This is a genomic window from Streptomyces sp. NPDC001828 (genome assembly GCF_042892175.1).
Lineage (GTDB): Bacteria > Actinomycetota > Actinomycetes > Streptomycetales > Streptomycetaceae > Streptomyces.
This window is the reverse complement of sequence record NZ_JBIATV010000010.1, coordinates 172934-187043: the sequence shown is the minus strand read 5'-3', so window position 1 is coordinate 187043 and position 14110 is coordinate 172934. Positions and strand designations below refer to the sequence as shown.

Genomic DNA, 14110 nt, shown 5'->3' with positions numbered 1-14110 from the left:
ACGAAGGAGGTGACCGGCGGTGAACCGGCCGACACCGATGTGGCACCCCGAGGAGCGGGCGCCGGCCGCCTCGCGCGGCCCCGCGCCCGCCCGCCGCGACCAGCCCCCGGGCACCCCCCGGCCCCCCGAGCCGGGCCGGAGCCCCGCGCTCCGGCACGCGACGGAGACCGGGGCGCAGTGGCCCGCGCTGTCCGCCGCCGCCGTGTTCCTGCCCGCCGGGCTGCCCCGCGAGGGCAAGGTCGCCTTCTGGGACCCCGGCCAGGGCCCGCTGCCCCCGGGGCCGCCCGGCGCCGAGGTGACCGAGCTGACCGTGGTGCGCCGCCACGGCGGGGGCGCCCGCAGCCGCAAGGTCGCGGCCCTCGTCCTGCCGGTCACCGAAGCCCTCCCCCTCCTGGTCCGGGCCCGCCGCCACCCCGGCGCGCACCCGGCGGCCGCCTGCTGGGGCGCCGCCGCGCTGCACGCCCTGCACCTCGTCGCACGCGGCAGACTCCTGCCCGGGCTCACTTCCACCCACCACGACGCCTGGCGCGCCGGGCCGCTGGACGCCGACGACATCGCCCAGCTGCGCGCCATCGCCGCGGCCATGCCCTACGAGGCGTACGGGGTGCCCGTCCCCGGCCGCGGCGCCCTCCAACTCCCGGACCCCGAAGCCCTGGTGAGGGCCTTCCTCGACGCGGTCGCGGACAGCCTGCCGCGCACCCCGGCCGCCGCCCACGCGGCCGGAGCGCCCTTCGCCGCGGCCACCGCACAGCACCTGCCGACCGCCCGCGCCTGGGCCGCGGAGGCGGCCGCGGGGATGGACGCCGGCGTCCGGGTCTCGCTGCGCCTGGACCTGTCCGGGTTCGAGCTGTTCGACACGGCGTCCGACGAGGAGGGAGAGGCACGACGCGCCGGCTCGGCGATCGTCCAGGTGCACAGCCTCGCCGACCCCACCCTGGTCGTCGACGCCGCCCGCCTCTGGTCGGACGGGGGCGCCGAAGATCCCCCCGGGTCCGCGAGAGGCAGCGCCGCCGGCCCGGACCGGCCCGCGACAGGGCGTACGGCCGGACGATCCGCAGCCGCGACAGGCAGGGCCGCCGCCCGGGCCGGAGCCGCGACGGGCAGGACCGCCCACCGCACCGAAGCGTCAACAGGCAGTACCGCAGCCGCAGTTGAGGCGTTCGGGCCGCGCGCCCGGATCGACGCGCTGCTCGCGCTGCGCCGGGCCGCCCGAGTCTGGGCGCCCCTCGGCCAGCTCCTGGAGCGCGCCGTCCCCGACGTGCTGGCGCTCACCGAGACCGAGCTGTACGAGCTGCTCGGCGAGGCATCGGCACGGCTTGCCGCGGCAGGCGTCACCGTCCACTGGCCGCGCGAACTGGCCCGTACGCTCAGCGCCACCGCCGTCGTACGGCCGGCACCCGGCTCGGCCACCGACGGCACCTCCTTCTTCGACGCCGGCGAACTCCTCGCCTTCAACTGGCAGTTGGCCCTCGGCGACGAACCGCTCACCAACGCCGAGATGGATGTGCTCGCCGAGTCCCACCGCCCGATCGTGCGCCTGCGCGACCAGTGGGTGGTGGCCGACCCCGACCTCGTCCGCAAGGCCAGGAAGCGCGACCTGGGGCTGCTCGACCCCGTGGACGCCCTGTCCGTCGTCCTCACCGGCACCGCCGAAGTCGACGGCGAGAGCGTCGAGGCGGTCCCGGCCGGAGCCCTCGCCCTGCTCCGCGACCGCCTCCTCGAAGGCCCCGCCGCCGCCGAACAGCCGCCGGGCCTGGACGCGACGCTGCGCGACTACCAACTGCGGGGCCTGGCCTGGCTGGAGATGATGACGTCCATGGGCCTCGGCGGCTGCCTCGCCGACGACATGGGCCTCGGCAAGACCATCACCGTGATCGCCCTGCACCTGCGCCGCGCCCGCCCCGAGCCCACCCTCGTGATCTGCCCGGCCTCCCTGCTCGGCAACTGGCAGCGCGAGATCGCCCGGTTCGCCCCCGGCGTCCCGGTGCGCCGCTTCCACGGAAGCAGCCGCAGCCTCGAAGGCGGCGAAGGCGGATTCGTCCTCACCACCTACGGCACCATGCGCGGCAGCGCCCCCCAACTGGCCGCACACACCTGGAACATGGTGGTCGCCGACGAAGCACAACACGTCAAGAACCCGTTCTCGGCGACCGCCAAGGCGCTGCGCACCATCCCAGCCCCGGCCAGGATCGCGCTCACCGGCACCCCCGTGGAGAACAACCTCTCCGAGCTGTGGGCACTGCTCGACTGGACGACCCCCGGGCTGCTCGGCCCCCTGAAGGCGTTCCGCGCCCGGCACGCCCGCCTGGTGGAGAACGGCGAGGACGACGACGCGGCGGTGCGCCTGTCCCGCCTGGTCCGCCCCTTCCTGCTCCGCAGGAAGAAGTCCGACCCGGGCATCGTGCCCGAACTGCCCCCGAAGACCGAGACCGACCACCCCGTGCCGCTCACCCGCGAACAGGTAGCCCTCTACGAGGCGGTGGTCCGCGAGGTCATGGCCGCCGTCGAAGCCTCCGAGGGCATCGCCCGCCGCGCCCAGATCATGAAGCTGCTCACCGCCCTGAAGCAGATCTGCAACCACCCCGCCCAGTACCTGAAGGAGGACGCCCCGCGCCTGGCCGCGCGCTCGGGAAAACTGGCCCTCCTTGACGAGCTGGTGGACACCATCCTCAGCGAGGACGGCTCCGTCCTCGTGTTCACCCAGTACGTCGCCATGGCCCGGCTGCTCTCCAGCCACCTCACTGCCCGCGGCGTGCCCACCCAACTGCTCCACGGGGGAACACCGGTGGCCGAGCGCGACCGCCTGGTCGACGTCTTCCAGAGCGGCGAGGTCCCCGTCTTCATCCTGTCCCTCAAGGCCGCCGGCACCGGCCTCAACCTCACCCGCGCCGGCCACGTCATCCACTACGACCGCTGGTGGAACCCGGCCGTCGAGGAACAGGCCACCGACCGCGCCTACCGCATCGGCCAGACCCAGCCGGTCCAGGTCCACCGCCTCATCGCGGAAGGCACCGTCGAGGACCGCATCGCCGACATGCTGGAGCAAAAACGCCAACTGGCCGAGGCCGTCCTCGGCTCCGGCGAAAGCGCGCTGACCGAACTCACCGACCGCGAACTGGCCGACCTGATCTCCCTGCGGAGGGCCCCGTGAACGCCCGACCGCCCGCCCGCACCCCGCGCCACGACGACCGCCGGCGCACCTACCCCGCGCTCGGCGCCCGCTCGGAGCGCACCGGCACCTGGTGGGGCGACGCCTGGGTGGAGGCCCTGGAGGAACTCGCCCTGGACGCAGCCCGGCTGGCGCGCGGACGTGCCTACGCGGAAGCCGGCCAGGTCGACGCGATCACCGTCACCCCGGGCCGCATCACCGCCTACGTACACGGCTCCCGCCCCCGCCCCTACCGCACCGAGCTTCGGCTGCGCACCCTGCCCGACCAGGCGTGGGAGGACTTCCTCGACACCGCGGCCCAGGAGCCCGCCCACATCGCGGCGCTCCTCGACAAGGACCTGCCGCACGCGCTGGCCGACGAGGCGGCCCTGCTGCCCGCCTACGGGGACCTGATCCCCGACTGCTCGTGCCCCGACGACGGCTACCCCTGCAAGCACGCGGCGGCGCTCTGCTACCAGGCCGCCCGCCTCCTGGACGAGGACCCGTTCGTGCTGCTCCTCATGCGCGGGCGGGGCGAGCAGGAAGTCCTCGCCGCGCTCACCCGGCACAACGCCACCCGCATGGCCGTGGAACGGGCCGCCCCGCCGCCCCGACTCCCCACCGTCCAGGCCCGCACGGCGGTCCAGCCGCGCACGCTCGCGCCGCTCCCGCCACCGTTCCCCACCCCCGCGCGGCCGGGCCATCCGCCCGCCTTCCCCGAGGTGCACGGCGGCCCCGACCCGCTGTCCCTCGACCTCCTGGCCACCGAGGCGGCGATGCGCGCCCACACCCTCCTGGTCACCGGAGCGGACCCGATCGCGCCCCTGTCCACCTGGCAGGACGCGGTCCGCCTCGCCGCCGCGCACCCGGGCTCGGGCCTCACCTCGGCCACCCGAGCCCTCTACACCTCACTGACCCGGGCCACCGACCGCACCCCCGCCGACCTGGCACGGGCGGTGGCCGCCTGGCGCCAGGGCGGCATCGAGGCGCTCGCCGTCCTCGAAGCCCCCTGGGATCCACCGGCCGGCCCCTTCGACCGGGCCCGCCCCGCGCTGAGCGCCGCGGGCTTCCCCGACTTCCGCCCCAGCCGCAACCGCCTCTCCACGCCCTCCGTCCAACTCCGCTACGGCCGCGACGGCCTCTGGTACGGCTACGAGTCCGACCCCGGCCGCGACGACTGGTGGCCCCGAGGCACCCCCGACACCGACCCCGTCGGCGCACTCACGGCCCGCCTCGGCGCCTGACCGGGGTGGGGGCCAGGGGCGCGCGCTATGGGGCAGCCCGCCTCATGCGGCGGCCGCCCACTGGGTCAGTCGCTCGAAGTCGGCCTCGCGCAGGCCCCGTCGGGGGTGTACGCGCACCATCAGGGCGCGGGCGTCATGGTGGTCGTGCACATACGTCTCGTCCAGATCGGTGATCATGTCGTCGACCCAGGCGAACGGCCGGCCCGCCGCCCACTTCAGGAGCGGTCGGGTCTTCCAGTACAGGCCGTCCGGGTCGGTGGCGAACAGTTCGGGCCAGGCGATGAAGGGGAGGTCCGGGGGGAGGCCGATGACGGGGGCGATCATCTCGTTCGCCTCGTTCATCCACGTGGTGGCCCACGCCAGTTCGTAGGGCAGCGAGCGCAGCCGGGGGCCGTGCGCCGGGTTGAGGTAGACGCGCAGGCCGAGCCGGTGCGCGCGCGTGCCCGGAGTCTGGCGGGAGAGCCAGGACGAGGGGTGGAGCCGGTGGGTGCGGTAGCCGCGCAGATGGGGCAGGCGGGCCGCGTAGGGGTTGAGGGGGCCGTCCACGTCGAGGAGCAGCAGCGGGCGGTCCGGCGCAGTCGTCATGGGGGAGGGATACCCATGCCGGTTGCTCAAGTTCCTTGCTGCGTTGGGCAGTTGTGGAGCGCGGGCGTCCGCTCGCGGCGGCGCGGGGCCCGGCCCGAGGCGGTCAGCCCCCGGACGTCGTCACCGACTCCCGTGTCTCGGGGGCCCACGCCAGCGATACCAGCATGCCGACGAGCAGCACCGCCGCCAGCCAGTACATGGAGCCGCTGAGGCCGAGGTGCTCCAGGCTCACCGGCAGGATGAACGTGCCGACGGCCGACGCGATGCGGCTCGTGCCGTTGAGGAAGCCGACGCCGGTGGCCCGCAGATGCGTGGGGTAGAGCTCGGCGGGATACACCTGGGTGAGGTTTGAAGCGCCGGCCATCACAAAGGTGTAGACGAGGAACGGCACCATGAGGGCGATCGTGGAGGCATGCGCGAAGGCGCCCATCAGCGTCAGCGCCGCCGTCATGATGCCGAACGTGACGATCGTCAAGGGGCGGCGGCCCGTTTTCTGGAGGAACCAGAGGCCGATGACACCGCCCCCGAGCAGGAAGAGGTTGAGGAGCAGATTCTGCAGGTCCGGGTCGGGGACGTGCAGGGCGGCCAGGATGGTCGGCATGAAGGTGTAGATCGCGAAGTAGGGCAGCACCTGCGCGCTGTAGAAGACCGTGCCGAACCAGGTCCGCTTGGCCTGGCCCGGCGAGAAGAGCTCCCGGTACGCGGCCGTCGTGCTCGTACGCCGCTCGGCCGGGGCCGTCTCGGCCGTGCCCAGCTCCGCCTTCAGATACCTGCGGGCGATGGCCCGCGCCTCGGCGACCCGCCCCTGGCTGATCAGCCAGCTCGGCGACTCCGGCGTACCGAAGCGGAGCAGCAGCACCAGGAGCGCGGGCACCGCGCCCGACGCGAGCAGCAGGTAGGCGGAGCCCTCCGACTTCCCGAGATAGGTGCCGAGGATGCCCGCGATCACGTAACCGACGGTCCACATCACGGTGAGGGAGCCGAGGAGCACGCCCCGGAGTCTGCGGGGTGCGAACTCGGACAGCATCGTCGGGCCGACCGCGTAGTCCGCGCCGAGCCCGAAGCCGATCAGCACGCGCAGGGTGAACAGCAGCGCCGGGTCCCGGGCCCACAGCTGGAGCGCGGAGGCGACGGTGATCAGGACGAAGTTGTAGATGTACAGCTTCTGGCGGCCGATGATGTCGCCGACCCGGCCGAGGACGATGCTGCCGAAGAAGAGCCCGATCAGCGCCGAGGCGCCGAGCAGGCCCTGCCAGACGCCCGAAAGGTGCCGGGCGTCGGTGAGGGTGGCGAGCACCGCGCCGATCATGCCGAGCGCGTAGCCGTCGGAGAAGTTCGCCCCGAACGTGGTCGCCGTCACCCTCAGGTGGAACGGGCGCAGGGGGGCCTCGTCGAGCGACGGGGCGAGCTGCTCTGGTGGATCGGATTCCACGGTGGCCGGCTTCGGCATCGGCTGTTACCTCGCCTTGGGCATGGGCCCGCCGGGGCGGCGGGGGACGGGCGGCTTGGGTCGAGCGCAGCCATCCTGCCCTGACCGAGCCCCGGATGGGAATCGTTCTATGCGAAAGAACTGTGAGTGAATGGAATTCTTACGCAACTGGAGGCTGGCCTTCCGCGACCCTGGAGGCTACCTCGTCCGGCGCCCCGGCGGGCAGCTCGCACACCCCGCCCGCCGCCCAGGCGGCCAGGACCGCGTCGATCGCGGCGGCCACCCGCGCCCGCGCCTTGCTGTGCGGAACACGCGCCATGAGCAGCGCGTCGTACTCCGTGTCGAGATGCCGGACGGACGCCCGCACCGCGGCCGTCACCGCTTCCGCGTCCAGCGCCCGCCCCGCCGCCGACCGGCCCACCCGGCCACTTCCCCGCACCGAGGCGTGCCCGGCGATGTCACGGGCCCGCTCGGGTGGACAACCCGGAAACAGACGCAGGATCTCGGCGGCCAGAGCCGCGGTGAACAGCACGTCCCGCGCCGCCCGGCGCTCCGCGTCCCGGGCCCGCCGACGGGCCCGCGCCTCCGCGTCGGCCAGACAGGCGGCCTCCGCCGCGGCCAGCGCCGGCTCCTCGACGAAGACACCCTGGCGCTCATAGCGCCGCCGACGCCGGTCGCGGCGCACCACGACGGCCGAGAGCGAACTGCCCGCCCGGGCGCGGCGGGTGAGCGCGGCGTCGCCGCGCGGCAGGAAGACCAGATGACCCAGGTCCGCACAGTCCAGACAGAGCGGCGACCCCGACTCCACGACGAGATGCCTCAGCGGGGCGCGGCCGCATCCACCGCACCGATGGTGGTGCCGGGGCTGTATGACGAGAATGGGGACCCCTCCTTGCGCAACTCCCTTGCCCTGTCGTTCCCTTCTGTCATTCCCCGCCCAATAACCAGTGGAACGAGCCCGATTGAGATTGCTACGTTTTCCCACGTGGCGAAACTCAATCAGATCATCGCAGTCGAAAAGGGAATCAAGTCGAAGTCCCACCAGGACCTGACGGCCGCTCAGCACGGGCTGCACAAGCCCGCGTTGCTGGCCGGAATCTCCCGCACCTATCAGCCCAAGGACGAAGAGGGCGAGCAGCTCCCGCCCGAGTCCACCCGGGTACAGGTGAAGTCCGAGGACGTCCTGCGCGACACCGCCGCCACCCTGACCCGGCTCTTCGACGTGACCGCCACCAAGGACTGGGCGAACTGCGAGGCGCGCGCCGACATCACCGTCGACGGGCGGGTCCTCCTGGCCGCCGCGCCCGTCTCGTACCTGCTCTTCCTGGAGAAGCAGCTGACGGACATCAACGCCTTCGTGCGCCGGCTTCCCGTGCTCGACGCCGCCGAATCGTGGGTGCAGGACCCCTCCACCGACTCCTGGAAGACCGAGCCGGTACGGACGCTGCGCACCAAGAAGGTGCCCCGCAACCACGTCAAGGCGGAAGCCACCGACAAACATCCGGCACAGGTCGAGGTGTATTACGAGGACGTGCCGGTCGGATACTGGACGACCGTGAAATTCTCCGGCGCACTGCCCGCCCGCCGCGTCAATGAACTCGTCGCCCGCGTCGAGAAGTTGCAGCAGGCGGTGAAGTTCGCACGCGAGGAGGCCAACGGCATCGACGTCACCGACCAGCGGGTCGGCGACGCCGTGTTCGGCTACCTCTTCGGATGAGCCTCTTCGGATGAGCTTCTTCCGATGAGCACGCCTTGTCGCGTCAGCACGCGATAACCCAAGACTCCCGGCCGTGCACAGCACGGCCGGGTGCGCCAGGAGCGCAAAGCTGAAACTGAAGCTCGTCGTGACGGTACGGCCGCGCATCACGCGTCCGCCATCAATCTCAGACTCTCGCTCCAGACTCAGCAAGCGCCACCGATCGCCGGAACCAACCGGCCCAGGCCGCTGTGCGTCGAATTGCCGGTTCAAGTCCGGCCCGCGGAGCTCCAGTCGCATTCCCTACCGATCCGCGGTGGTCCAAAGGCAGGACGCGACGCCTTAAGACTGACCTGGGTCTCAAGCGGACCGGCGTGTGCAGTCGCGGTGGCACCACCCAGGGCCCGGGGGCCGGCTACGCCTCCGGGCCCGCTCCTGTTCCGGACGCTCGCCCTCGATTCCGGGCCCACTGCGGTTCTCCCGGGCCCACTGTCGTTCTTCCGGGCCCGCCGTCGTCTCCGGGCCCGCCGTCCTTCCGAGGCCCGCACACCCGGTCACCGCGCATGATGGGGGCGTGCGATTCGAAGCGATCACCTGGGAACGGCTGACCGACGCCCTCGCCGAACGGGCCACGGGCCTGAAGGCGGCCGACGGCGGCCCCTGGCTGCGCATCGCCATCGACGGGGCGCCCGCCGCCCACCCCGAAGAGCTGTCCCGGCGCATCGCCGAAGTCCTCAGGGCCCGCGGCCGGCCGGTCCTCGCCCTCTCCACCGAGGGCTTCCTGCGGCCCGCCTCGCTGCGCTTCGAATTCGGGCGCCAGGACCCGGACACCTACTACGACGGCTGGTTCGACACGGGCGCCCTGTGGCGGGAGGTCTTCGGGCCGCTGGACCCGGGCGGCACGGGCAGGGTGCTGCCCGACCTGTGGGACCCGGCGACGGACCGGGCGACCCGGAGCCCGTACACGACCCTCCCCGAGGGAGGCATCCTGCTCGTGCACGGCCCGCTGCTCCTGGGCCACTGGTTCCCCTTCGACCTCACCGTCCATCTGCGCCTGTCACCGCCCGCGCTGCGCCGCCGGACCGAGGAGGGCGAGCGCTGGACGCTGACGGCCTTCGAGCGGTACGAGTCGCAGGTGCGGCCGACCGAGGCGGCCGATGTCGTGGTGCGGGTCGACGACCCTCGGCATCCGGCTTGGGGAGGGGCGGGAGGGGCGGGAGGGGCGGACGAGGGGTGACGGGGTCGGAGCGCGGGGAGGGCCGAGGGCGGGGAGGCCGAGTGCGGGGAGGCGGAGGGCGCGGCCGAGGGCTGACGGATGGCGGATGTGCGTGGGCGGATGACGGATGACAGATTCTGATCTCTGACATCCGTCAGCCGGACGCTCCCGCTACCACCCAACCCGCGTTCTCACTGCACCCCCTACTCCGCCCCCGGCCGCCCGCCCACCACCCCCACCGCGAGCGCACCCGCCCGGCATCCCGCCTCGGCGGCCGCCGCCGGGGTCGCGCCGCGCAGGCGGGCGGCGAGGAAGCCGCCGGTGAACGCGTCGCCCGCGCCCGTGGAGTCCAGCGCACGGGCCTCCGGCGCCGCCACCCTCGCGACGACCTCCCCGGCCACGGCCACCAGTGCTCCGGCCGCGCCCAGGGTGACCGCCACCAGAGGGAACCGGCGGCTCAACTTGACCGCCGCGTCGGCCGGTTCGGGCAGTCCGGTGAGGAAGGACGCCTCGTCCGCATTGGGGAGCAGCACGTCGGTTCCCTGGGCCAGGGCCAGGAACTCTTCTACGCCCAGTGTGCCGATGAAGCCGGTCGACGCCGGATCCAGGCTCACGGTGACACCGGCCGCACGGGCCGACTCCCGCGCCAGGACGGCCAGTTGACGGCACGGTTCGGCGAACAGCAGATAGCCGGAGAGGTGGAGGTGGGCGACGCCGTCGAGGAGGTCGGGCGACCAGTCGGCGGGGTTCATCCGGTGGACCGCGCCGCTGTCCGTGAGGAAGGTGCGTTCCGCCGTCGCCGTGTCGACCAGGGAGATCACGGTCGCGGTGGATGCGTCGGCGTCCGGGATGAGCAGAGGGCGTACGCCGGAGCGGCGCAGCCGCAGGTCGTGCCAGCCGGCCGCGTCCTGGCCCACCCGGGCCAGCAGCCGCACGTCCGGACAGCCCGAACGGGCCGCCCAGCAGGCCGCGTTGGCGCCCGCCCCGCCCGGCACCGTGCGGATGTCGGCCGGCGTGTCCGTGGCCGGCGCGAGGGGGCCGCGGTGGCGGGCCACCACATCGGTGACCACGTCCCCGACGACCAGGAGCCCGCCACCCGCGTGGCCGCCCGCGGCTCCGCTCACAGCGCCGCCGCGATGTCCGCCGCGAGCCGCACGTTCCCGCGTACCGCCGCCACGTTCGCCTCCAACGACGCCCCGTCCGTGTGCTCGACCAGGTGGCGCAGGAGGAAGGGCGTGACCGCCTGGCCCGTGATGCCCGCGGCGCGGCAGGCGGCGAGGCCCGACGCGAGCACCTCGTCGTGCAGCCGGGGGTCGAGCTGGTCGGCCTCCGGGACGGGGTTGGCCACGATCACCGCCGATTCGAGCCCGAGCGAGCGATGGGCCCGCAGGACGCCGGCCGCCTCCTGCGGGGTGCGCACGGTCCAGTCGACCGGCTCGCCGGAGCTGGTCAGGTAGAACCCGGGGAAGCGCTCCGTGCCGTAGCCGACCACCGGGACCCCGAGCGTTTCGAGGCGCTGCAACGTGGCCGGCACATCGAGGATCGACTTCACGCCCGCGCACACCACCGCGAGGGGAGCCGTGGCGAGCAGGCGCAGATCCGCGGACTCGTCCTGCGTCTCGGTCCAGTCCCGGTGTACGCCGCCGAGGCCGCCGGTCGCGAAGACGCGCAGGCCCGCCCGCGCGGCAAGGAACGCGGTGGCCGACACGGTGGTGGCCCCGCTCGCGCCGGCCGCGATCGCCATCGGCAGATCGCGGTGCCCGAGCTTGCGCAGCTCCTCGTTGGCCACCCGCTCCAACTGCGCCTTGTCCAGGCCCACCAGGGGCCGCCCGTCCAGAACCGCGATGGTCGCGGGAACGGCGCCCCGGTCGCGTACCAGCTGCTCCAGTTCGCGGGCGACGCGCAGATTGCGCGGCCGGGGGAGGCCGTGCGAGATGATCGTCGACTCCAGAGCGACGACCGGCCGCCCCTCGTCAAGAGCTGTCCTCACTTCTTCCGACACCGCTGTCTCATCACGTACGTCGTCAAAAGGCATGCCCCATCCCTGGCACGTCCGGAAGACGGGTAAACGTTTCTCAACTCCGCTCCGAAGAACCCGGTTTCATCGCCCCCGCACCGGGTGAGGGGACGCGCTGGACAGACTGTCGTGCGGCGGCCCGGGGACCTGGTCGTCCTGTCGGTCAAAGACCGGGCCGGGCACGGCTACATTGACCGGTCATGAGCACCACGGACCAGGCCCCCGACGCATCCACGAGCCCCGAGCCCCAGGACCGGGGCCCGCTCGGGCCCGCGTCCTTCGCCGTACGCATCCCCGACGCCGAGCTGGAGCCCGAGCCGCTCGACCCGGAGCAGATCGTGTCCGGCGCGCCGGAGGTGACGGGGAAGGTGCTGTGGGAGTCGGCGGACGGTAAGCAGATCCGCGGCATCTGGCAGATCACGCCCGGCGTGGTGACCGACACCGAGGCCGACGAGCTGTTCGTGGTCGTCAGCGGGCGGGCCACCATCGAGGTGGCGGGCGGCGACACCCTGGAGGTCGGCCCCGGGAGCGCCTGCGTGCTGCGCGAGGGCGACCGCACCACATGGACCGTCCACGAGACGCTGCGCAAGGCGTACCACATCAGTCTGTAGCGGGCCGTCGCGTCCAGTCCGAGGGCGGTCGGGCCCCTGGTGTTCAGTCCGCGGCGGGCGCCCGGTCCTTGTCCGGCGTGCCGTGGCGCCTTGAGGTGAGCAGGGCGAGGGCCGCCATCGGCAGCAGGAGCGCGGCTCCGGCCGCGTTCAGCCAGCCGTAGCCCGCGCGGGCCACGATCAGGCCGGCGGCGAGGCCGCCGAGGCCCGCCGACACGTTCATGGTCAGATCGCACAGGCCCTGCACGGCGGCGCGGGCGGGGCCCGGCACCGAGTCGGTCAGCAGGGCCGAGCCGGAGACGAGCCCCGCCGACCAGCCGAGGCCGAGCAGGAAGAGCCCGGCCATGGTCTGCCCGTGGCTCGCGCCCGCCGTGCCCGCCAACAGGGCGGCGCAGCACAGCAGTCCGGCCGCCAGGCCGATCACCGAGAGGCGCCCGAGCCGGTCGGCGAGCCGGCCCATCACGGGTGAGAACGCGTACATGCCCGCGATGTGGACGCTGATGACGAGCCCGATCAGCTGGATGTCCGCGCCGTGCCGGGTGAGGGCGACCGGCGTCATCGACATGATCGACACCATGGCGGTGTGCGACACGGCGACCGTGACGAGCGCGAGGCGGGCCCGCGGCGACTGCCTGATCGCGTTCACCCCGGCCCGCAGCGACCGGGCCGCTGCGGAGTGAGCGGCGCCGCCGTCCAGGGCCCGCGCGGTCAGGAGCGGGTCCGGCCGCAGCAGTACGCCGACGAGCACGGCGGACAGCAGGAACACGCCGGCCGCCCAGACGAACGGGCCGGCGGCCGCCGGTATGCCGAAGCGGGTGACGCTGCGGCCGGCGGGGGCGGCGATGTTCGGGCCGAGCACGGCGCCGATCGTCGTCGCCCAGACCACGGTGGAGATGGCCCGGGCCCGCCGCTCGGGCTCCGCGAGGTCGGCGGCGGCGTAGCGGGCCTGGAGGTTGCCCAGGGAGCCCGCACCGAAGACGGCCATGCCGATCAGCAGCAGCGGGAAGCTGACGAGCACGGCGCCGGTGACCACGACTGCCGCTCCGAGCACGCCGAGGAGATAGGCGAGCACCAGGCCGGGCCGGCGCCCGCGCCGGGTCATCAGCGCGGCCAGCGGCATCGCGAGGAGCGCGGGCCCCGCCACCATGGCCGCGGAGGCGAGCCCTGCCAGGGCCTGGCTGCCGCTGGTCTCGGCGGCCAGCACCGCGGCCAGGGCGATCCCCGTGGCGTTCGCGAGCCCGCCGAGTATCTGGCTCGCGATCAGTACGGCGGTTATGCGGCGCCGCACGGCGGGCAGCGCCGTCGCGTCGGGCACCGCACGGCGGGCGTCGGGGAGTGTGGTCACCGGCGCAGTGTGCCAGCCCGGCCGGGCACGGGAAACGGCTGGGCCGGGGGAGTGCGGAGGCGCGCGATACGGCTCAGAACAGGGGTTGCGGAAGTACCCCTTCGAGGGCGAGCAGTTGCCGCTTGGTCTCCAGGCCGCCGCCGAATCCGCCGAGGCCGCCGTGGCTCTCGACCACGCGGTGGCAGGGGACCACCACGGGCAGCGGGTTCGACCCCATGGCCGCGCCGACCGCCTGCGCCGCACCGGACTTGCCGACCCGGTCGGCCAGGTCGCCGTACCCCACCACCGTCCCGTACGGCACCCCGGCCGCGAGCTCGCGCAGCACCTCGCGGTTGAAGCCGGACGACAGCGACCAGTCCAGCGGCAGCGTGAACGCGCGCAGCGTGCCGTCGAAGTAGGCCTCGACCTGGCGTATGGGCTCCTCCAGGGGGCCCGGGCCGCCGGGCACGGCCGGGGCCGGCTCGGTGCCGAACCGGGTGGCGAGGGCCCGCAGGGCCCGGTCGCGTACGGTCTCATCGGCGTGGAACACCACGTTGACCAGGCCCTGGCCGGTCGCGGCCAGGAACAGGGGGCCGATGTCGCTCCCGACGACGGCCCACTCGACGAACCGAGCATTGCTGTTCATGCCGACCACCGTACGACCGGCCACTGACAACGCCGGGTGCCCGGCGGCCCCGTGACCCGGCAGCGGGGGTCCCGAAGCGAACGGATCCGTCCGGATGGCGACGCCATGTGTGCCCGGAGTCGATAAATTGCCCGGAGAATGTTTGCCTGTCGGGCAGCGAGCCCTAATGTCGCCCCGAGCCAGGGTCGCACCAGGAG

12 protein-coding genes are annotated in these 14110 nt (G+C 73.6%); 5 read left to right on the top strand and 7 right to left on the bottom strand.

What is annotated here, in order from left to right:
- Positions 1 to 37 precede the first annotated feature (37 nt).
- Both ACFYZA_RS26580 and ACFYZA_RS26575 read left to right on the top strand, forming a co-directional pair.
- Positions 38 to 3151: an SNF2-related protein gene (locus ACFYZA_RS26580; RefSeq protein WP_388493203.1), complete on the top strand. Its 3114-nt coding sequence runs from the start codon at positions 38 to 40 to the stop codon at positions 3149 to 3151.
- Positions 3148 to 4392: an SWIM zinc finger family protein gene (locus ACFYZA_RS26575; protein WP_388493100.1), complete on the top strand. Its 1245-nt coding sequence runs from the start codon at positions 3148 to 3150 to the stop codon at positions 4390 to 4392. Before ACFYZA_RS26580 ends, ACFYZA_RS26575 begins: the two co-directional genes overlap by 4 nt.
- Before the next feature lie 42 nt (positions 4393 to 4434).
- On the opposite strand, the gene ACFYZA_RS26570 is transcribed toward ACFYZA_RS26575, so the two are convergent.
- The 3 genes from ACFYZA_RS26570 to ACFYZA_RS26560 all read right to left on the bottom strand — a co-directional run bounded on the left by ACFYZA_RS26570 (position 4435) and on the right by ACFYZA_RS26560 (position 7286).
- On the bottom strand, positions 4435 to 4977 hold the full coding sequence (locus tag ACFYZA_RS26570; protein WP_382588915.1) for a hypothetical protein: 543 nt from the start codon (positions 4975 to 4977) through the stop codon (positions 4435 to 4437).
- 103 nt (positions 4978 to 5080) lie between these two features.
- Positions 5081 to 6427 carry an MFS transporter gene (locus ACFYZA_RS26565; RefSeq protein WP_382588913.1) on the bottom strand — a complete coding sequence of 449 codons (1347 nt, stop codon included), beginning with the start codon at positions 6425 to 6427 and terminating at the stop codon, positions 5081 to 5083.
- Positions 6428 to 6566: 139 nt separating this feature from the next.
- A complete protein-coding gene (locus ACFYZA_RS26560; protein WP_388493202.1) occupies positions 6567 to 7286 on the bottom strand; it encodes a DUF2293 domain-containing protein in 720 nt (239 codons plus the stop codon).
- Positions 7287 to 7391: 105 nt separating this feature from the next.
- Here ACFYZA_RS26560 and ACFYZA_RS26555 point away from each other — a divergent pair, with 105 nt between their 5' ends.
- The gene (locus tag ACFYZA_RS26555; protein ID WP_388493098.1) at positions 7392 to 8123 is read left to right on the top strand and encodes a hypothetical protein; all 732 of its coding nucleotides are present in this window, start codon (positions 7392 to 7394) and stop codon (positions 8121 to 8123) included.
- Between the two features lie 553 nt (positions 8124 to 8676).
- Positions 8677 to 9339 carry a uridine kinase gene (locus ACFYZA_RS26550; RefSeq protein ID WP_388493097.1) on the top strand — a complete coding sequence of 221 codons (663 nt, stop codon included), beginning with the start codon at positions 8677 to 8679 and terminating at the stop codon, positions 9337 to 9339.
- Positions 9340 to 9521: 182 nt separating this feature from the next.
- On the opposite strand, the gene ACFYZA_RS26545 is transcribed toward ACFYZA_RS26550, so the two are convergent.
- Together ACFYZA_RS26545 and ACFYZA_RS26540 are read right to left on the bottom strand one after the other, a co-directional pair.
- Positions 9522 to 10442 carry a carbohydrate kinase family protein gene (locus ACFYZA_RS26545; protein ID WP_388493096.1) on the bottom strand — a complete coding sequence of 307 codons (921 nt, stop codon included), beginning with the start codon at positions 10440 to 10442 and terminating at the stop codon, positions 9522 to 9524.
- Positions 10439 to 11353, bottom strand: coding sequence for a pseudouridine-5'-phosphate glycosidase (locus tag ACFYZA_RS26540; protein WP_388493095.1), 915 nt, complete (start codon positions 11351 to 11353; stop codon positions 10439 to 10441). Before ACFYZA_RS26540 ends, ACFYZA_RS26545 begins: the two co-directional genes overlap by 4 nt.
- A gap of 182 nt (positions 11354 to 11535) precedes the next feature.
- On the opposite strand from ACFYZA_RS26540, the gene ACFYZA_RS26535 reads away from it, so the two are divergent.
- Positions 11536 to 11946, top strand: coding sequence for a cupin domain-containing protein (locus tag ACFYZA_RS26535; RefSeq protein WP_382588903.1), 411 nt, complete (start codon positions 11536 to 11538; stop codon positions 11944 to 11946).
- Between the two features lie 43 nt (positions 11947 to 11989).
- Here ACFYZA_RS26535 and ACFYZA_RS26530 read toward each other — a convergent pair whose 3' ends face one another.
- Positions 11990 to 13288, bottom strand: coding sequence for an MFS transporter (locus ACFYZA_RS26530; RefSeq protein ID WP_388493094.1), 1299 nt, complete (start codon positions 13286 to 13288; stop codon positions 11990 to 11992).
- 73 nt (positions 13289 to 13361) lie between these two features.
- Positions 13362 to 13913, bottom strand: a complete 552-nt coding sequence (locus ACFYZA_RS26525; RefSeq protein WP_382588899.1) for a methylated-DNA--[protein]-cysteine S-methyltransferase — start codon at positions 13911 to 13913, stop codon at positions 13362 to 13364.
- Positions 13914 to 14110: the final 197 nt, after the last annotated feature.